The 18,898-nt window shown below is 56.9% G+C and carries 21 protein-coding genes; 15 read left to right on the forward strand and 6 right to left on the reverse strand.

Annotation, left to right across the window (positions count from 1 at the left end; all coding sequences use genetic code 11):
- Positions 1 to 260: 260 nt before the first annotated feature.
- From JYB85_RS14910 to JYB85_RS14975, 14 genes are all read left to right on the forward strand, one after another.
- The gene (locus JYB85_RS14910) at positions 261 to 599 is read left to right on the forward strand and encodes a tRNA-binding protein (protein WP_207379916.1); all 339 of its coding nucleotides are present in this window, start codon (positions 261 to 263) and stop codon (positions 597 to 599) included.
- A 76-nt stretch (positions 600 to 675) separates the two neighbouring features.
- A complete protein-coding gene (locus JYB85_RS14915) occupies positions 676 to 945 on the forward strand; it encodes a hypothetical protein (protein ID WP_207379917.1) in 270 nt (89 codons plus the stop codon).
- Positions 946 to 1,160: 215 nt separating this feature from the next.
- Entirely contained in the window at positions 1,161 to 1,703 is a 543-nt protein-coding gene (locus JYB85_RS14920; protein WP_207379918.1) for a LysE family translocator, read from the forward strand.
- Positions 1,704 to 1,804: 101 nt separating this feature from the next.
- Positions 1,805 to 2,458 carry an alpha/beta hydrolase gene (locus tag JYB85_RS14925; protein ID WP_207379919.1) on the forward strand — a complete coding sequence of 218 codons (654 nt, stop codon included), beginning with the start codon at positions 1,805 to 1,807 and terminating at the stop codon, positions 2,456 to 2,458.
- 165 nt (positions 2,459 to 2,623) lie between these two features.
- Entirely contained in the window at positions 2,624 to 3,043 is a 420-nt protein-coding gene (locus JYB85_RS14930; protein WP_207379920.1) for a DUF3224 domain-containing protein, read from the forward strand.
- 31 nt (positions 3,044 to 3,074) lie between these two features.
- Positions 3,075 to 3,596, forward strand: a complete 522-nt coding sequence (locus JYB85_RS14935; RefSeq protein ID WP_207379921.1) for an AAA family ATPase — start codon at positions 3,075 to 3,077, stop codon at positions 3,594 to 3,596.
- Positions 3,597 to 3,846: 250 nt separating this feature from the next.
- On the forward strand, positions 3,847 to 4,662 hold the full coding sequence (locus JYB85_RS14940; protein ID WP_207379922.1) for a hypothetical protein: 816 nt from the start codon (positions 3,847 to 3,849) through the stop codon (positions 4,660 to 4,662).
- Positions 4,663 to 4,743: 81 nt separating this feature from the next.
- Positions 4,744 to 5,358, forward strand: coding sequence for a LysE family translocator (locus JYB85_RS14945; protein ID WP_207379923.1), 615 nt, complete (start codon positions 4,744 to 4,746; stop codon positions 5,356 to 5,358).
- Positions 5,359 to 5,378: 20 nt separating this feature from the next.
- Positions 5,379 to 5,825, forward strand: coding sequence for a GNAT family N-acetyltransferase (locus JYB85_RS14950; protein ID WP_207379924.1), 447 nt, complete (start codon positions 5,379 to 5,381; stop codon positions 5,823 to 5,825).
- A 30-nt stretch (positions 5,826 to 5,855) separates the two neighbouring features.
- Positions 5,856 to 6,200, forward strand: a complete 345-nt coding sequence (locus JYB85_RS14955; protein ID WP_207379925.1) for a 5-carboxymethyl-2-hydroxymuconate Delta-isomerase — start codon at positions 5,856 to 5,858, stop codon at positions 6,198 to 6,200.
- 36 nt (positions 6,201 to 6,236) lie between these two features.
- The gene (locus tag JYB85_RS14960; RefSeq protein ID WP_207379926.1) at positions 6,237 to 7,079 is read left to right on the forward strand and encodes a GNAT family N-acetyltransferase; all 843 of its coding nucleotides are present in this window, start codon (positions 6,237 to 6,239) and stop codon (positions 7,077 to 7,079) included.
- A gap of 70 nt (positions 7,080 to 7,149) precedes the next feature.
- Positions 7,150 to 7,926: a TSUP family transporter gene (locus JYB85_RS14965; RefSeq protein WP_207379927.1), complete on the forward strand. Its 777-nt coding sequence runs from the start codon at positions 7,150 to 7,152 to the stop codon at positions 7,924 to 7,926.
- Between the two features lie 64 nt (positions 7,927 to 7,990).
- Positions 7,991 to 8,467, forward strand: a complete 477-nt coding sequence (locus JYB85_RS14970; protein WP_207379928.1) for a GNAT family N-acetyltransferase — start codon at positions 7,991 to 7,993, stop codon at positions 8,465 to 8,467.
- Positions 8,468 to 8,508: 41 nt separating this feature from the next.
- Entirely contained in the window at positions 8,509 to 8,997 is a 489-nt protein-coding gene (locus tag JYB85_RS14975) for a GNAT family N-acetyltransferase (RefSeq protein WP_207379929.1), read from the forward strand.
- Here the strand turns inward: JYB85_RS14975 and JYB85_RS14980 are convergent.
- The 3 genes from JYB85_RS14980 to JYB85_RS14990 all read right to left on the reverse strand — a co-directional run bounded on the left by JYB85_RS14980 (position 8,994) and on the right by JYB85_RS14990 (position 11,731).
- On the reverse strand, positions 8,994 to 9,428 hold the full coding sequence (locus JYB85_RS14980; protein WP_207379930.1) for a GFA family protein: 435 nt from the start codon (positions 9,426 to 9,428) through the stop codon (positions 8,994 to 8,996). The genes JYB85_RS14975 and JYB85_RS14980 overlap by 4 nt on opposite strands.
- A 145-nt stretch (positions 9,429 to 9,573) precedes the next feature.
- Complete coding sequence (locus JYB85_RS14985) at positions 9,574 to 11,097, reverse strand: glucosidase family protein (protein ID WP_207379931.1); 1,524 nt, start codon at positions 11,095 to 11,097, stop codon at positions 9,574 to 9,576.
- Between the two features lie 172 nt (positions 11,098 to 11,269).
- Positions 11,270 to 11,731, reverse strand: a complete 462-nt coding sequence (locus JYB85_RS14990) for an aldolase/citrate lyase/malate synthase family protein (RefSeq protein ID WP_207379932.1) — start codon at positions 11,729 to 11,731, stop codon at positions 11,270 to 11,272.
- Positions 11,732 to 11,870: 139 nt separating this feature from the next.
- On the opposite strand from JYB85_RS14990, the gene JYB85_RS14995 reads away from it, so the two are divergent.
- A complete protein-coding gene (locus tag JYB85_RS14995; protein ID WP_207379933.1) occupies positions 11,871 to 13,382 on the forward strand; it encodes a DUF3612 domain-containing protein in 1,512 nt (503 codons plus the stop codon).
- 59 nt (positions 13,383 to 13,441) lie between these two features.
- Here JYB85_RS14995 and JYB85_RS15000 read toward each other — a convergent pair whose 3' ends face one another.
- From JYB85_RS15000 to JYB85_RS15010, 3 genes are all read right to left on the reverse strand, one after another.
- Positions 13,442 to 15,370 carry a peptidase U32 family protein gene (locus JYB85_RS15000; protein ID WP_207379934.1) on the reverse strand — a complete coding sequence of 643 codons (1,929 nt, stop codon included), beginning with the start codon at positions 15,368 to 15,370 and terminating at the stop codon, positions 13,442 to 13,444.
- A gap of 81 nt (positions 15,371 to 15,451) precedes the next feature.
- Positions 15,452 to 15,787, reverse strand: a complete 336-nt coding sequence (locus tag JYB85_RS15005; protein ID WP_207379935.1) for a cupin domain-containing protein — start codon at positions 15,785 to 15,787, stop codon at positions 15,452 to 15,454.
- Complete coding sequence (locus tag JYB85_RS15010) at positions 15,784 to 18,894, reverse strand: efflux RND transporter permease subunit (protein ID WP_207379936.1); 3,111 nt, start codon at positions 18,892 to 18,894, stop codon at positions 15,784 to 15,786. Before JYB85_RS15010 ends, JYB85_RS15005 begins: the two co-directional genes overlap by 4 nt.
- Positions 18,895 to 18,898: the final 4 nt, after the last annotated feature.

An 18,898-nucleotide genomic window follows, 5' to 3' on the forward strand; every position in this document is an offset into this window, starting at 1 on the left:
AGAAAATTGTCGGTGCTCAATATCGACAGCAAGAATTAACGGCGCCTTTGGGCGCCGTTTTTTGGGCTTATTCAAATGCCCCTCTGAACCGCCCACAGTGACAACCACAATGAAACAGAGCTGGATGACAAGCTCACAGTGACACACTGACCTAGCCCCAATCTTATTGCCAAGCCATGCGACGCAGTCGGCTCTTGGTTGACTTACGGCCGGTTACTCTTGATTATCCTAATATTCTTTCTGAAACACGTGGGCTGAATATGGAATATATCGAGTGGAATGATTTCCTGAAAGTCGATATCCGGGTTGGCACCATCATCGAAGTTGAAGACTTTCCCGAAGCGCGTCGTCCGGCCTATAAATTGAAGGTCGATTTTGGCCAAGAAATTGGTATCAAAAAATCCAGCGCTCAAATAACGACTCTGTACACCAAGGATTCGCTGCTGGGCAAACAGGTGCTTGCGGTTGTTAATTTTCCGCCAAAGCAAATTGGCCCGTTCAAATCCGAGTGCCTGGTAACTGGATTGCATCGCCCCGATGGTTCCGTGGTGCTCGCCGCCGTTGATATGGCGCTGCCCAACGGCGCACGACTGGCATAAACCGAAATCGCCCTTGAGCATTCAGGCATTTTACGGCTTGCCTTAACCCAATACCTTGAAATATGAGCAGAGTTTGATGAGAGTCGATCGCACTTCCCGCTGGATTGCCCGTGTCGCTAGTGTTGGTTTTGGTTGGTTCCTGATTGACCCAATAACAAAGGGAGCCTTTAGCCACCGTACAGCCTGGAGAGATTACCACCTCATCACCCCGGAACACGAACCACTGAGATTTTACTTCAGCCTTATCTGGTGCGCCTTGATGCTGTTGGTGTGTATTTACTTTGGCTTTATCGCCAAACTGAGCGATAAAGAATCGGATGACAAGCGGGATAAGCCTGAGTCCTGATCCAAATCAGAGCCTCAGGTTACGGCAAACCCAGACCATCCTGATGGAAGCAGTAGCCGCTCTTAACTTCACTGACGGACTAAGGATTAAGGATTAAGGATTAAGGATTAAGGATTAAGGATTAGGGATTAAGGATTAACGATAAATGGATTATTTATTTTGCTGTGGTGCTGTTTGCGATCTCCTCCTCCGTCACACCCGGTCCGAACAATATTATGGTAATGACCTCGGGGCTTAACTTTGGTGTTAAGAAGAGCCTGCCGCTGCTGGCGGGAATTTGCCTGGGCTTTACCCTGATGCTCTTGCTTGTGGGCCTGGGTTTTGCCCAGCTGTTTGCGGTATTTCCCGGGCTGCATCTGCTCATCAAATGCGTAGGCACCTTGTACCTGCTGTACCTGGCGTTGCTGATCGCCAGATCCGCAGGGGAAATCAGCGCCAAACACCAGAGCAAGCCGCTGACTTTTATGAAGGGTGCCCTGTTTCAGTGGGTCAACGCCAAGGCCTGGGTGGTTGCCACTGGAGCCATAGCCGCATTCACTTCTGCAGGCGCCGGTTTCTACAGCCAAAACATGACCATAGCGTTGATCTTTTTTATCGTGTCCTTTCCCAGTGTCGGTCTGTGGCTGGTATTCGGCTCGCTGCTGAAGAACTGGCTCGGCAGCGAGCGTAGCCGCAAAGGATTTAATTTTGCCATGGCGGCCCTGCTGGTGCTGTCGGTCGTGCCCGTGGTCCGGGAAATACTGGCACAGCTCGCCTGACGCCTTGCAGCAAAAGCAATCACCCATCAAAAGGAAATATTGAATTGTTAAACTTATTCTCAGGAAACAAAATGCCAGGAAACAGAATGACAGGAAGCCGAATGCGTAACTTAATGATCTTTTTAATGGCATTAATCTCACCCTTGGCAGGCGCCAAGGTGATTGCCGATATGGATGCCCTGCCAGTGGAAAAAGCCGGCCATTATCTGTTCTTTTTCCACGGCGCCATCGCCGAGGGCACGGACAGAAAACCCGTATCCAGTCGCTTTGGGGTGTACGATTTTGATGCAATTATCGCGGCGCTGGATTCCGAGGACTATTTCCTGGTGGCCGAGCAACGTCCTGCCGGTACCAAGCCCAAGGACTACGCCCGCAAGGTAGTGGCCAAACTGGACCAATTGTTGGCAGCAGGTGTGGCTCCGGAGCACATTTCTCTGGTGGGCTTTTCCCGCGGCGGCGGCATCACCACCCAGGTATCGACCCTGAGCAGCAACGACAAGCTGGGCTACGCCGTGCTGGCCGGTTGCTCCAAACCGTCCCCCAATAACTACAAGTTCATCCTCCACGGTCTGGTGCTGTCCATCTACGAAATACATGATGATTTGATCGGCTCCTGCAAACACTTGGTGGAACAGAGCCCGGATTTGGCCGCATTTGACGAACTACCGCTCAATACCGGGCGGATGCATGGGGAGTTTTATCTGCCCAGAGAGGAATGGCTGACACCTTTGAAGCGCTGGTTGCAACAAAGATAAGGCTGCATAAAACATAGGACTGCTACAAAGATAAGCCTGCAACCGGCTCACTCGGTTCGACTCTATTTTGAGTGTCTTATCTGTGGGGATGTTGCATACTGCCCTATCTGGACAGTGCATTAGTCAAAATGCAATGAATTGTTAATCAAGGAAAAAGGGATCAGGATGAAAATTTCAGGCAGCTTTAGCGTGCAACTTAAACCATTGGAAGGCTATGCCCAGGGTCGGGACGGCATCAGACTCGGACGCATGTCCATCGACAAACAATTCCAGGGCGAACTCAACGCCGACAGTAAGGGCGAAATGTTGTCGGCCATGACCGAGATCAAAGGCTCTGCCGGCTATGTGGCCATTGAACAGGTGACGGGCATCCTGATGGGCAAGCGTGGCAGCTTTGTGCTGCAACACTTTGGCACCATGAACCGGGGTCAGGACAGGCTGGTGCTGGAAGTGGTACCCGATTCGGGAACCGGGGAGCTGGCAGGTTTGTCCGGCACCATGGCTATTCGCATTGAGGCCGGCCAGCATTACTACGATTTTGATTTCGCTTTCGCATCGGGAGCGGTTCAACCAGCGCTGACTTAAGACTCTGGAGGCGGCCCCAACAGGAGACAGCATGGAGCAACAAGCCGTACAAATAGAGGATGCACAGCCAAAAACGGGGCCAAGCCTGACGTTTTTCTGCGGCAAGATGGGTGCCGGCAAGTCCACCCATGCCAAGCGGCTGGCGCAGGAGAAAAACGCCGTTTTGCTGTCTGAGGACGAGTGTCTGGCCGCCTTTTATCCGGACCAGATCCACTCCATTGCCGACTACCTTAAGTATTCAGCACTGATCAAGCCCTTTATCAAATCCCATGTGCAGCGGATCCTCGGCGCCGGGACCCAGGTGGTAATGGACTTTCCGGCCAATACCGCCGCCCAGCGGCGCTGGTTTTTGGCACTGTGCAGAGAGGTCGGTTGTGACTCCGAGCTTGTGTATCTCAATCTCACCGATGAGCAGTGTCTGGCTCAGATAGCCAAGCGCCGTATCGAGCAGCCGCAGCGGGCCCAATTCGACACCGAAGCCATGTTTTATCAAATCAGTCAGTATTTTGAACCACCTTCCGCGGAAGAAGGCCTCAGAATAATAACCTGTTAATGCCGTTGCCCGGCCGCTAATGGAAATAGGGCATATAGATTCAATGTGTGGGATCAAAAGGGTCTTTAGTCCTTTGTGGATATAAACCCATACTTAGGAAGGTCTGTCTGAATCCGTTGCCTGATAGACCTTGAATCGCCTCTGCCTTCCGCCCGCGAAAGCGCCCGAAAACCGGCAAGTCCACACCCGGTTCAAGCCCATCAAGCCACGCTTCAGTCGGTAACTTTCTCCGAAGTTGAGGTAGCGGTAAATGAAAATCAGAACCTCCTGTCTCCTGTCTGGCTTACTGCTGACGCTGCCGGCCCCGCTGGCCCTGGCGGTTGAAGTGCAATTGCCATTGCCACCGGCCGAAGACTTCAGCAGCACAATCTCCAATCCCTATTGGCCGCTGCCACTGGGGGCCTCATTCAGGTACCTGGCCGAAACCGAGGATGGCTGCGAATACAACAAGATAACGGTGCTCAGGGATACTGACACAGTCATGGGCTATCCGGTGCTGACTGTACGGGATCAAGCCTGGATACATGAGCCCGAAGAGGATGCCGATTGCGATCCCGCCCAGGCCGTGCTGGAGGAAGACACCCTGGACTATTATGCCCAGGACAGCGCGGGCAATGTCTGGTACTTCGGTGAAGATACCTTATCCTATGACGATGAAGGCATGTGTACCGACGAGGGCTCCTGGCTGGCAGGCGATGATGCCGAGCCCGGACTGGTGATGCTCGCCATGCCCGAAGCCGGCATGCGCTATCGCCAGGAATTCAAGGAAGACGAGGCCGAGGATTGGGGAGCGGTCAAGGGAACCCATGCCGAGGTGCACATAGCGCTTGGCGATTACAGCAACTGCCTGGTCATCAAAGAATGGACCCCGCTGGATCCCGGCTCGGTGGAGCACAAGTACTATTGCCCCGAGCCCGGCAATCCCGGCCCGGGTTTGGTGTTTATCGAAGAACTGCACGGCAAGACGGTCAAGGTGGAATACGTGGGCATGGGTGACTTTGGGATCCCCGGTGAGTTTACCGACTTCCCGGCGCTCGTCTGTCCAGCCCCGTCGAGTCATTTTTAGCCTTACATACATCAGCTTAGCCTGATATGCTAGGCGGCAGTCGTCACCACGGCGGCCTCTTTTTGTCTGATGGAGTAGCAAATGAGTCCCGAGCTTTGGTTGTCCTTTATCACCGCCGCCATCTTGCTGTGTTTCACGCCGGGTCCCACAGTATTGTTGGTCATGGGACAAGCCCTGAGTCACGGTAAAAGGTCCGTTATTCCCCTGGTTGCCGGAGTGCTGTGCGGCGATCTGATCGCCATGTCCCTGTCACTGGCCGGAGTCGGTGCCCTGCTGGCGCTGTCCAGCAGCCTGTTCAGTGTCATCAAGTGGCTAGGTGCCCTGTACCTTATTTACCTGGGGATCAAATCCTGGCGCAGCAAGGCCATACATGGCGACTCAGCGCCGCCGCATAACAGGGCTTCGATTTTCCGTGACTCGCTGCTGGTCACAGCCCTGAATCCCAAGGGCATCATCTTCTTTATGGCCTTTTTCCCGCTGTTTATCGACGCCCAAGCGCCGCTGCTGCCGCAGATGGCGATATTGGCCTGCAGTTTTCTCGCCGTGTCGGCCTGTAGCGCCTCCTTTTACGCCCTGTCATCCGGATATCTGCGCACCAGGATCCGCTCGGCCCACTTTCAACGCCGTTTCAACCAAGCCAGTGGTGGTATGCTGGTGGGCGCAGGCCTGCTGACCGCCACCCTCAATAAGGCCTAAGGCACTTCAGGGAGATAGCCATGCCACACTTTGAAATCAGCACAGACAAGAGCAAACTGGATTTCACCGTCATCCACGGTTTCATTTCCAACACCTATTGGGCAAACAATATTCCCGAGGCCGTAATGGCCAGGGCCATAGAAAACTCACTCTGTTTTGGTGTGTATCGGGACGATGGTCGCCAGGTCGGCTTTGCCCGGATGATCACCGACAAAGCCACCTTTGCCTACCTGGCCGACGTCTTTATTCTGGAAGAATTCCGGGGGCTGGGTCTGAGCAAGCGTCTGATGCAGGCCATAGTGGCCCATCCTGATCTGCAGGGGCTGCGGCGCATGGTATTGGCCACCCGGGATGCCCACGGCCTTTATGCCCAGTTCGGCTTTACCGCCATAGAAAACCCCGAGATTTTCATGCACGCCTGGAATCCCAACGTGTACCGCAATAACCAAGTTACCCAGGCAAACTGATACCATCCCCCGGCAGTACAAGGAGTCCCCATGCCACATTTCGTTGTTGATTGCGCCCACGAAGTGCTCTCGTTTCAGGACGAGGAATATATCAATGAACAGTTATTCCTGGTGGCCAGCGCCTCAGGCCTGTTCGATGACAATGACATCAAGGTCAGGGTCAATCCGTTCAAGACCTATTCCGTGGGCAACCAACGTCAGCATTTCATTCACGTGTTCGCCAACGTGATGGAGGGCCGCACCACGGAGCAAAAGGCCAATCTTTCCAAGGCCATAGTGACGCGTTTGACCGAGCTGTTCCCCCAGGTGCCCTATATAGCGGTCAATATCCGCGATTTTGAACGCGCCACCTACTGCAACCGCGACATGCTGTAAACCTTGCAGCAACCCAGAGTCATTGAGGACACGCTCATGAGCCTGCGAATTGACACCATGACCCGGCCCCAGCTGGATATGGCATTGGACTGGGCCGCCGCCGAAGGTTGGAATCCTGGCCTGAACGATGGCGACTGCTATTACCAGGCCGATCCAGACGGTTTTCTGCTGGCCAGTCTGAATGGCGAGGCCATAGGCTGTATCTCCGCGGTCAGGTATGACAGCGAATTCGGCTTTATCGGCTTTTATCTGGTCAAGCCCGGCTTTCGTGGCCAGGGCCACGGCATGGCCCTGTGGCAGGCAGCCATGGCCAGGCTCGATGGCTGCAACATAGGCCTGGACGGGGTGCTTGCCCAGCAGGACAACTACCGTAAGTCCGGCTTCAAGCTGGCCTACAGCAATATCCGTTTTCAGGGACAGGGTGGTGCTCAAGCCCAGGCGGATGACGACATAGTGCCGCTGTCCTCTCTGCCCTTTGCCATGATTGAGGCCTATGACAGGTCCTTCTTCCCCGCCGACCGGAGTCGCTTTACCCGGAGTTGGATAGCCCAGCCCGGTTGCCACGCTTTAGGACTGGTACACAGGGGTAAGCTGCTGGGACAGGGGGTCATTCGCCCCTGCCGCAACGGCTATAAAATCGGGCCGCTGCAGGCAGACAGCCCGGAAATTGCCGAGCGGCTGCTGACGGCGCTGAAGGCCAAGGTAAGTACCGGGGATGCCGTGTTTCTGGATGTGGCCGAGGTCAACCCAAGCGCCATGGCGCTGGCCGAGCGGCACAAAATGATGTTGTCATTCGAGACCGCCAGAATGTACACAGGTGATGCGCCCGAGCTGCCGCTTTCGCGCCTGTACGGGGTGACGTCCTTCGAGATAGGCTGATCTTACCCAGCTGTAGCACCTGGTATCCAGAGTCAAAAATGTCAAAAACTCAAAGAATAAAGCGCTTCTTATGCCCGACTTGCCCCTGACCACGCTGCTGGCATTATCTTTGGTGTCACTGGTGGCCGGATTTATCGATGCCATCAGCGGTGGCGGCGGTTTGATTTCCCTGCCGGCGCTGATGCTGGCCGGTCTCAGCCCGGCCCAGGCGCTGGCGACCAACAAGCTGCAGGCTCTGTTTGGTAAGCTCTCCTCGGTTCGCTATTTCCTGAAGCAAGGCCTGATTGCCCCGGGCTCGCTTAAGCTGCCTTTACTGCTCTGCTTTGGCTTTTCGGCCCTGGGCGCCCTGGCTATCCAGCTACTCAGCAGCGAGGTGCTGCAGCTATGGCTGCCTTGGATGATAGTCGCCGTGGCCCTGTATGTTTTGCTGTCGCCCAGGCTTGGGGATCTCGACACCCGGCAAAGGATCCCGCCGCTGCTGTTTGGCCTGACTGTCGTCCCCCTGCTGTCGTTTTACGATGGCTTCTTTGGTCCGGCGTCGGGGTCCTTTTTTGCCATCGGCTTTCTCGCTCTGCTGGGCCATAACACGGCAAAGGCCACTGCCCATGCCAAATTGTTTCTGCTGGTATCCAACGCCGCGGCCCTCGGCGCCTTTATCCTGGGCGGCCAGGTGGCCTGGTCCGTGGGTATAGCCATGGCCTGCGGCCAGTGGATAGGCGCCAGATACGGCTCGCAACTGGTACATCTAAAGGGCAACAAATTGGTCAAACCCATGTTGTTGGTGGTATCCACCCTGCTGGTGTTAAAGCTGGCGCTGCTTGATAGTGGAGTCATGCCTTGGCTGTGACAAGATTGCTGTTGAACCAGGACGAGCTTTTAACCAAGCCAATGAAGAATAAGGGAGTCACCCCATGCTAATCCGCACCGCGCTTACTACAGACGCACAGGCACTGGCCGGGCTGGTCACTTCCCTGGCGGGCTATTTTCAGGATGACCCGAGCCAAGCCTTGCCCGCCTGGTTCAGCGATACCCTGACACCGGATGCCTTCAATGCCAGACTCAGCAGTGACAAGCAGCTGAATCTGGTGGTGGAAATCGATGGCAGCATCGCCGCCTACCTGTCGTTGCAAAAACCCGATTACCTGTATCACCTGTTTGTGGCCGAAGCCTTCCACGGCCGGGGACTGGCGCGGCAGTTGTGGCAAAGGGCCATGGTCCTCTGCCCCGCCGAGCGCTATCTGGTGCGCTCTTCCCTGTATTCCGTGCCCGTATATCAAAAGCTGGGGTTTGTGGCCCACGGTGAGGTAGGCCACCGCGATGGCATTTCCTATCAGCCAATGGAGTTCTTTAGCCTTAAACCAAGCGGGCAACAGCCACAGAGCAGCTGATCAGTATCAATAACGCGAGCACCCTTAATTAGAGCAACAGCATGATCATCAGAGACTTTTGTGAGGCCGACTTTGCCGCCGTCGGCGCCATCTATCAAATGGGCATAGACACGGGCCATGCCACCTTCCAGTTGCAGGCCAAGTCCTGGGATGAGTGGCACAGCTCTTTGCTGCCCCATTGCCGTCTGGTGGCGGAACTGGACGGCGAAGTGGTCGGCTGGGCGGCGTTATCCCCTATTTCCAGCCGCGCCGTGTACGCCGGCGTGGCCGAGGTCAGCGTCTATGTCGACACCGGCCTTGGTGGTCGCGGCATAGGCCAGGCCTTACTGAGTCACCTGGTGGACGCCTCTGAGCAACAGGGGATCTGGACCTTGCAGGCAGGTATCTTCCCGGAAAATCAGGCCAGCATCGCCCTACATCAGAAAAACGGCTTCAATATTGTGGGCAGACGCAGCAAGCTCGGACAACTGCACGGACAGTGGCGCGATGTAATGCTGTTGGAACGGCGCAGCGCTGAAGTCGGGATTTAAGGATTCCCCTGACTTCGTGATCCGGGATACCTGGGCAGTTCGTCGCACAGATTGAACCAGGGCATTTGGCTGCTGGTATAAATGTGGTATCTGGGTGAAATCAACTCAGGGCTATCGAGGGCGGCTATGGCCAGGGTCAGGTACTGGGGATAGTCGCGGTGACGAAAACTTAAGGTCGAGCCACAGTCGCCACAAAAGCCTCTGAATGTCTTGTCGGTGGAGGCAAATTCCTTCACCAGCCCCTGGAGCCAACTCACCTCTTCAAACTTGAAATCCATCCAGGCGGACACAGGCGCACCTGTACTTTGCTGGCAGCGGCGGCAGTGGCAGTAATCGGCATCGAAAGGCGCTGCGCTGATTGAGAAACGTATCGCGCCGCACAGACAACCGCCGGTCATTGGGAAGGTCAGGTTGGTGCTGGCATCTGTCATGGCTTGGCTCCTGGGGCGTAATAAATGACAGCAACGCATTCGTTGCTGTCACAATCCACAATGGCAGCCGGGATGGCAATCTGCAAGCCCTTATGCTGCTCCAGGCAACAGCCACAAACCGCCCCCCAGATCACCAAGCACTAACTCAGCCCAGCTGCACCCTGGCGCTTTGCCCCGGGGTCAGCGGCACGTCCAGGTAACTGAGCTTAATCTCCCCCTCGGCAAAGCACTGCTTGGTGGTCATGGCTTGGCCATTGAGCTTAAGCACGGGGGCTTCGGCGGCAAACATGGCGCGCCATTGCAGCGGCTCACCGGCAATCAGAGTCAGCTCGGTGTCGCCATTACCCCTGTGGCTGACCTTGATGCGACGGCCCAGCAGGCTCAGTTCATCTATTTCGGCCCACTCGGTTGCCTGGCTCAGTTGCGGTCTGGTACTTACGCTGTTGCTGCGGGCATCGGCGCTGATGCCCATCAGGCCGGCGACATAGGCACCGACGGCACAGAATGAGGCTTCGGGATAGTCGCGGCGCGGCAGCTCAGGCGCAGTCAACCGCAGCAACTGCTGATGGCCCTGCTCAGCCAGGCCATAGCGGTAACAGATGTCGGGGAAGTGGCTCAGGTATTCCACCGATGGCGCGGGATGGGCCAGCAGGGTCGCCATGGCCTTCTGCCTGTGGTCGCTGTTGTTATAGGCGCCGAAATACAGGCCATAGTAATACTCAATGTCGGTTTTGCTGCCATCGCGCAGCAGGGCGCCGTAGCTGTGGTTGCCGGCGTCATTCCACCATTCCTGGTTGTACAGATTCAATAAACGGCTGGCTTCCTGCTGCATCATATCTGCGCGATCATGTTCGCCCCGCAGCGCCAACATGGCGCCGTAGGCCCGGTAACCACTGGCCTGGATCACTATTTGATCCGAGGCGGTTTGCAGGTTGCTCAGCGCCTCGTCATAGGAAGCGATACCACGACGGCTGAGATCGGCGGTGCTGTCCATAATACCGTTACCTGTTCTATCCCAACGGCGTACATAGTCGCTGACGGTACGCTCATAAAACTCGACAAAATCCGGGTGCTCCAGGTAATCCTTATCGCCGGTCCACAGGTACTGACGCCAGCAGCAATCGATAAGATCGAAGTTGGCCGGCAGGTTGTACCAAAAGTCCTGGTCGCTGGTGTAGTCCACGGGCGCTGGCCTGTCGTGGCGGTCGATTTCCCAATAGCTGCACCAATCCCGTTCGGCGCTAATCCCCTGCACAAATTTGGTCAGCATATTCTTGCTGACATCCGCCAGTCCCAGCACGGCCGCCCCCGAGGTCTGGTGTGCTGTATCCCGCATGCAGAAGGCTTCGCGGTTGGGCAATGCCGCCTCATACCAGTCACCGACTGCATCGCCACGGCGCACCAGCGACAGGGCTTGGGCCGAAGCCCAAAGGTAACCGGCTTCAAGGTGGGTATCACTGCTGCGAAAACGCGCTGGTGCCGCGGCTCTGGCCCTGAGCCCGGTAGGCTCGCCTTTGGGCGTGACTTCGGGATTGGTTGCCATTGGGCTTGTGGTCGGTGCCGAGGTGTTGCCTCCGCTGTCGCGACAGCCAAGCAAGCTGCCACCCAGGGCTGTGGCACCGGCAAGGGTCAGGGTGCCGGTTAAAAATTGGCGTCGGCCTATCGTCATGGAGATCTCCTTCGGGTTGACTATGCCGCCATCATAGCCGTGACACACAGGCCCCGAACTGCCGAAAAACAATTAAAGACTCCCGAATAATCGCCCAAAGCGGGTTTGCGTGTTTGGCAAAACAGAAAAGCAATAGCCGGACCCGGGTCCGGCTTAAGGCTGACAGCGAATACTAGAGACGATATTCGCCCCCTTCCCTGGCGGTGAAGCGGCAGCCTGGCATGGGGGCCGAGTGACACAGGCTCAACCACTGGGGTTGCAGCTCACCGCTGCGGGTATCCAAGCCCATGGAGTGGGATTCCAACTGCACATCATCCAGTCGGCAATCCTGGCCACAGCGCGCCAGCAACAGGGCGATATGGTGCTCGCCGGACTTCAGCAGCAGCGCCTCGGGTTCGGTGCGGGAGCCGCACAGGGCCACAAACTGCGATGGCTGTGCCAGGCCGGTCTGACTGCCATTCTCAAAACAGGCCAACAGGTGTTGGAAATACACCAGATAACCGCGAACCTCGGCGTGGGAACCCTGGGCCAGGGGAAAATGACGGTCGAGCAAGGCGGCGACATCCCGGGTTTCACCCATTCCAATCCATTCTTGCAGATGCTGTTCACGGCTATCCATCATGGTCATGTTCATCGCCTTTCCCCTATCGCTGGTCATCAAAGGTATTGCAGTGTCGCGGGCAGAATGCCTTCACGAATTTGCTTGATTTTTAGTCTAGGGTATTTTTAACTGTAATTTCACAATAAAAATTTCACAGTGTGAATTTTACAAAATGGCCAGTGAAAAAAGCTTGATGCGCAAGTCCCATTTTATGGGCACCAAGATCAGGAACCTGCGTAAACGCAATCATCTGACGATGGAAGATTTGTCGGCCCGCTGCGTACGCATCGATCCCGAGTTGGCGCCGTCCGTGTCCTATCTGTCTATGATTGAGCGCGGTAAACGGGTGCCCGGCAGCGCCATGCTGGCGGTCATTGCCAAGGTATTTGAAAAGTCGCCGGACTGGTTTCTCGACGACGTGCCGGAGGAGGAGGACATCACCCCGGACAAGGGCCGGCGCGGTGGCATCAACGGCATGGCGCTGGAGCCAAGCTTTTTGTTTTCCCGCGATATTTTGCAAATAGCCATTCCGGAAATGCTGTCCCAAACCGGGGTCAGCGGCCGCCAGTTTGCCCAGCTGCTGATCCGCGCCCACCAGGAACACCATCAGAATCACTTTCCGGATCTGGAGCGGGCCGCCGACGAAGTGGGTGGCAAAAACCTGCATCTGACCGCAGAAGATTTGCTGGCCATAGCCAAGCGCCTCGGCATGAAGGTGCGCTTTTTCAGTGAAGGGGCCGCACCTGCGGTGGACGAGAACGGGATCCCCCAGCGCCAGTTGGTGACCTCCTATTTTGAGCCACCCGCCAGCATCTTTATCAACAACCTGCTGAAGACCCAGCCCGAGCGGCTCAAGTACGACCTGGCGGTGCACATAGGCCACTGTGTGCTGCACAACAAAGACGGCCTGAACCGGGTGCTGACGGTTGGCGATGGCATGGGCGCCCCGGAACCCGCGTCCTCCACGGTCAATGCCCAGGACATGCTCGGCGCCTGGCGTGACTTTGAATCCAGCTTTTTCGCCGGCGCCCTGCTGTGTCCCAAGGTGCCCTTCCGCCAATTGCTGGAGCGCAATGGCTACGAGATTGGCACCCATGCCAAAATCGGCGTCTCGGCCTCGGTGGCCATGCGCCGCATGACAGTGGTGTCGCCCTATCCGCACTGGCACTATTTTGATGCCTACGCCCCGGGTAAACTCAAGGCAGTGTACCGGGGTAACGGTATTCCCCTGCCCTGGGGCAATATGCGCCAGGTACCTGATCCCTGCCAGCATTGGGCGGTATTTCGTATGTTGAGCGAGCCCAGCGATGGCAGCTCGGCGCAGATCTCAATCCTGGATGTGGACGGCAGCCCGAGGATCTACTGCTGCGAGTCGGTGAAGGTGGACGATCTGGCAGGCAACCATCATGTGCTCTGTGCCGGTATAGATCTCAATCCCGCCATTGAGGCCCAGGGGACGGATGCCTTGAGTCTGGCGGAGGAACTCAAGCACCAGTGCGTCAGCGCCGGTGGCCAGGGACCCATACCTGCTCCGATCCGCCGTCAGCTAATGAGCATAGCGCGGATCCTCAATATCAACTGGGTCGAACGTGGCATAGATAAGGGGGCGCGGCTTATCTGCAGCCGGGGCGCCGCCTGTCCGCGCCAACCAGCCTGCTACCCGGGTAGCTGCCAGGGACGCTGACGCCTTGCATCAGAAACAAAAACGGCGCCCTCAGGCGCCGTTTTTTTTTAAAGAATGGCTTAGCCCACCACCAGCATTTCACACTTGTGGCAGTCGAACACCAGCTTGAACGGCTTGCCGCCCAGTTCCATTTCCAGCGGCTCGGCTTTTAGACCCGGCACTTCCTTGGGGCACATGTTGTAGCTGTAGCGGATACAGTGCTTGGTTATCATCAGCGGCGCATCGCCCTTCACCGGCCGCACCTCGTAGGCATCGCGAATCGACACCACACCATGGCGGGTGTAGAAATCCTTGGCCTTCTGGTTGGACACGTTGCCAAGGTAGGTCAGGCTGCGCTGGGGATAGCGGGCACTCATATCCCGCTGCCATGGCGTGGGGCGACGATAGCCTTCAATGCGGGCCTGTTCCAGCGCTTCAATGGCCTCGCGGCGCAAACCGTTGATGACGGATGCCGGGGCAAACACGGCCCCGGCATCGCCCAGATCTATCTCACCCAGGCTGAAATCTGTATTGCCGAGCTTGCCGAGATTCTTGATAAGGCCGTCGCGGTTGCGCTCAATGTCCTTGGCCTGCTGCTTGTCGAAGTCAGCGGTCACTGTCACCGAATGGCCATGGTTATCAAAGGCCGTCAGTGCCAAACCGCCTTCGCGATCGGCCAGGGCGAAATTTACCGGCACCAGACGCTCGGCAGATTCTTTTGAGAGCAGCATCTCGAATTCCTGATCGTGGTTGCGATACAGGGTCACGCCGAGGCGCAGATCCTTGGGCACTTCCTTCAGATACAAGGTATTGCCGTCGGCGCGGTTGACCCGGAATCCGGTCAGCTTGTCATCGGACAGGCGCGCCTTTTCATAGTTTTTGGCAAAGAAGCCCAGACCGTCACCGTTGTGAAACTCGGTGTCTGAATCCACCACTATGTGGTCCTTGCCTATGTGGCTGACCTTGCCCACTTCTATACCCAGATACTTGGGAGTTCGGAAGTCGGCAATACTGGGCTGACGCTCGTGGGTGAAATAGTCGGTCTTACCGCGGTTGAAGCTCTTGTCCGGATCCGGCTGGAAGCTGTAACTGCAGCGGCCATGGGATGCGGGTTCAAACTCGGGGCGGCGGGCCATGATGGCATCAAGCTGCTGACGATAGTGGGCGGTTACGTTCTTCACGTAACTCAGATCCTTGAGACGGCCCTCAATCTTGAAGGAGCGTACCCCGGCATCGATCAACGCCTCCAGGTTTTCGGTCTGGTTGTTGTCCTTGAGTGACAACATGTGTTCGTTGCTGGCGATAATATCGCCCTGGCGGGTCTTGAGGTTGCCGGGCATGCGGCACTGCTGGGAACACTCGCCGCGGTTGGCGCTGCGGTTGTCGGTATAGGCTTCACTGATATAGCACTGGCCGCTGAAGGCCACGCACAGGGCGCCATGGATAAAGTACTCCAGGCGCATTTTAGTCTCGGCCGCCACGGCACGGATTTGGCTCAGGCTCAGCTCCCGGGCCAGAACCACCTGGGAGAAACCCACGTGCTCAAGGAAGGCCACCTTGGCCGGCACCCGGTTGTCCATCTGGGTACTGGCGTGCAGGGCAATGGGGGGCAGTTCCAACTCCAGCAGGCCCAAGTCCTGAACGATAATGGCGTCGGCGCCGGCCTCGTAGACTTCCCAAATCAGGCGCCGGGCCTGTTCCAGCTCGTCGTCCAGCAAAATGGTGTTGAAGGTGACAAACACCTGGGCATGGTAGCGGTGGGCAAATTCACACAGGCGGGCGATATCGGCCACACTGTTGCCGGCGGTATGACGGGCGCCGTAGGCGGGACCACCAATGTAGACGGCGTCGGCACCGTGGCGTATGGCCTCAATGCCATAGTCGGCATTTTTGGCCGGGGCCAGCAGCTCCAGCTTGTTGTCGGCCAGTTCAACCTTGGGCGCTTGTTCGCGCTCGGAGTGAACCTGGGCCGCCTGGCCGGGAATAAAGATTTCAACGCCTGTGGTCATGCTCTGTGCTCTACCGCTATTTCAGTGGGAGTGAAATTAAGGGCACAGAGTATAGCAGAGCCAGCGGGCCAGAAAAGCCGCTTAATCGTAGAACACCGCCAACCAGATGCTGATCCCATCGGCCTTGGTGGAATTGACCCTGTGTTTCAATCCTTTGGGCAGATTGACGTGATCGCCGGGCTTCATCACCAAACTGCGGCCATCTTCGAAACCCAGCTCAGCAGCCCCCTGCAGCAGCATGACCCACTCATGCTGCTGTTGGCAGTACCACTCCCCTTCGGGGGTGGCCTGGCCGTTGGAGACTATACGCTCGATACGGCAACCCGGCGCCCGGATAAGATCTTCAAACACCTCATCATTCAGGGCTGCCGGCAGCGCCGCAAACAGACTGCCGGCGCTGAAATCATGGTTTCTCATCCTGCGGCTCCCCCGGTTTCCTTAGCGGCTTCCGAATCAAAGTGGCGATAATCGCGGTACTGGATACGGAAGAAGATGATGTAAAACACCGGCACTATGATAAGAGTCAGTATAGTCGCCACCCCGAGACCGAACATCACCACAGCCGCCATGGACTCGAAGAAGGCGTCGGTGATCAGCGGCAGCATGCCCAGGATGGTAGTCACCGCCGCCATACACACGGGCCGCACCCTGCTGACGGTGCTTTCAAACACGGCGCGGAACGGCTCGACCCCTTGGTTGATCTCCAGGTTAATCTGGTCGAGCAGCACTATGCCGTTTTTCAGCAACATGCCCGACAGGCTCAGCATCCCCAGCAGCGCCATAAAACTGAAGGGCTTGTCCATCACCAGCAGCCCCAGGGTAATGCCTATGATGGCCAGGGGCACACAGCACCAGATCACCAGCGGCTTACGCACCGAGTTAAACAGGAATACCGTGATGAGGAACATCAGCACATAACCCAAAGGCAAGGTGGCGAACAGTGACTTTTGTGCGTCGCGGGAAGACTCAAATTCGCCGCCCCAATGCAGCTCGTAACCGGGCGGCAGTTGCACCGCCTCCACCTTGTCGCGCACCTGGGCGAACAGGGCCGCCGGCAGTATGTCGTATTCAAAGTCGGCATCGGCGAACACGGTCAGGGTGCGCTTGCGGTCCCGGCGCTGAATGATGGGATCTTCGAATTTGACCTCGAAGCCATCCACCACCTGCTGCAGCGGGATTAGGGTCTTGAGCACCGGGCTCCAGATGCGCACGCTCTCCAGCGACTCAATGTCGACCCGCTCTTCATCGGGCAGACGGGCCACAATGGGCAGCAGACTGGTGCCTTCGCGATAGAGACCGATTTGCAGTCCGGCGAAGGAGAACTTCAGCGCCCGGTCAACCTCGCTTTTCACTATGCCAAGGCGTCGCGCCTGGGTTTCGTTGAACCTGGGCGCTATGTACTTAACCCGTTCACGCCAGTCGTGGCGCACGTTCACCGTGCCCGGGGTGGCGGCGAAGATGGCCTTCACCTCGGCACCTAAACGCCGCAGTTCATCGGGATCGGCCCCGGACAGACGCGCCTCAATCTTGGCATCGGTGGAGGGACCGATTTCCAGGCGCTTGAACTTGAGCTGGGTTTGCGGGAATGCCGCTTCGGCCTCGGTGCGGAATTGCTTCATGACCCCGGTCAAGCTGTCGAAGTCCGCGGTACGCACCGCCAACTGGCCAAAGGCGGCGTAGTTTTTCTCCGGCGAATAGGTCAGCATAAAACGCGGAAAACCCTTGCCTACTGTGGCGGCCACAAACTCAACGTTGTCGAGCTTGCCCGCCATATCGCCCATGGCGGACACCACTGTGCCGGTCTCACGAATGTCCGTGCCTTCCGGCATCCATATATCCACCAGGAAGATTGGCGTAGTAGATGGCGGGAAGAAGGACTGTTTCACCCAGCCAAAACCGACCACGGACAGCACAAACAGCGCCACCACCGCCAGCACGCTCAGGTAGCGGAAACGCATGCACAGATCGAGCAGGCCGCGATAGGCATGGAAGAAGGCACCACCGTAAGGATCCTTGGTTTCACCGGCAGTTTGGGCCTTACCGGCCTCACCGAAGAACAGCCGCGCAAAGAAGGGGGTGATGCTGATGGCCGTCACCCAGGACAGAAACAGCGAAAACAGCAGCACCCAGAACAGGGAACCGGCAAACTCACCGGTGGCATCCGGTGACAGACCTATGGGAGCGAAGGCGGTAATGGCGATAACCGTGGCGCCCAGCAGCGGCCACATGGTCTGTTTGACTATGGCCTCGGCGGCCTGCAAGGTCGTCTGCCCCATCTGGCGGCCAATAAGTATGCCTTCCACCACTACTATGGCGTTGTCCACCAGCATCCCCAGGGCAATGATGAGGGCGCCGAGGGAAATGCGCTGCAGCTCTATATCCGCCTGTTTCATCAGGATAAAGGTGCCAAGACAGGTGAGGAACAGGATAAGGCCGATGAGAATGCCACTCTTGAGTCCCATGAACAGCAACAGTACACCTATGACTATCACCACGGCGGCTATCAGGTTCCAGACAAAGCTGGACACCGATTTGCTGACCTCCACCGGCTGGTTGTACATGGTCTCAATCTTCATCCCCGCCGGGCGGGCACCTTCAATTTCCGCCAGTTTGGCATCCACGGCCTCACCGACCGCAACCACGTTAACCCCGGAGGCAAAGGAAATACCCAGGTTGATGGCCTGGTGGCCATTAAAGCTCAGGGTGTTGGAGGGGATCTCCTGGTAGCCGCGGCGCACCGTGGCCACGTCTTTGAGGTAAATCAGCTTGTCACCACTGGTGCCGGGAATGATCAGCTCCTGCAGTTCCTGTACCGACTTGCTGCCGCCACTGGTACGGATCCGCAGATTGTCACCGGCGATGCGGATATTGCCCGCATCCGTCACCATATTCTGGCTGTTGAGCAGATTGGTGATAAGCGAAGGATCCAGGTTGGAGCTGGCGGCCTTGTTGAGCGACATCTCAACAAACACCTGCTCCTGCTGCTCGCCCGCCAGGGAGACCTTGCCGACACCGGGGATCAACTCCAGTTCGCGCTTAACGTAATCCACGTAGTCCTTGAGATCCCGGTAGCCGTAATCCTCACCGCTGATCATCAACATAATGCCGAAAACGTCACCGAAATCATCGTTCACCAGTGGCTGCTGCGCCCCCGGTGGCAAGCGGGTCGACATGTCGTTGACCTTGCGTCTCAGCTCGTCCCAGATCTGTGGCAGCTTGTCGGGACCATAGGTTTTCTTCATGGTCACGATAATCTGCGACATGCCCGAGGTATTGAGGGAGCGCAATTTATCCACATAGGGCAAGGACTGTATCGCTTTCTCCAGAGGATAGGTCACTTCCTCCTCCACCTCGGTAGATGTGGCACCGGGATACAGGGTTACCACTATGGCATCCTTGATGGTGAACGGTGGATCTTCCAGTTGTCCCAGACGGTTGAAGGACATGATGCCGCCTATCAGCAGGATCAGGGTAAACATCCAGCTGATGACAGAATTTTTGACAAAATAGCCTGCTACGCTCATGTGC

This window comes from Shewanella sedimentimangrovi (genome assembly GCF_017354965.1).
GTDB classification, from domain to species: domain Bacteria; phylum Pseudomonadota; class Gammaproteobacteria; order Enterobacterales; family Shewanellaceae; genus Shewanella; species Shewanella cyperi.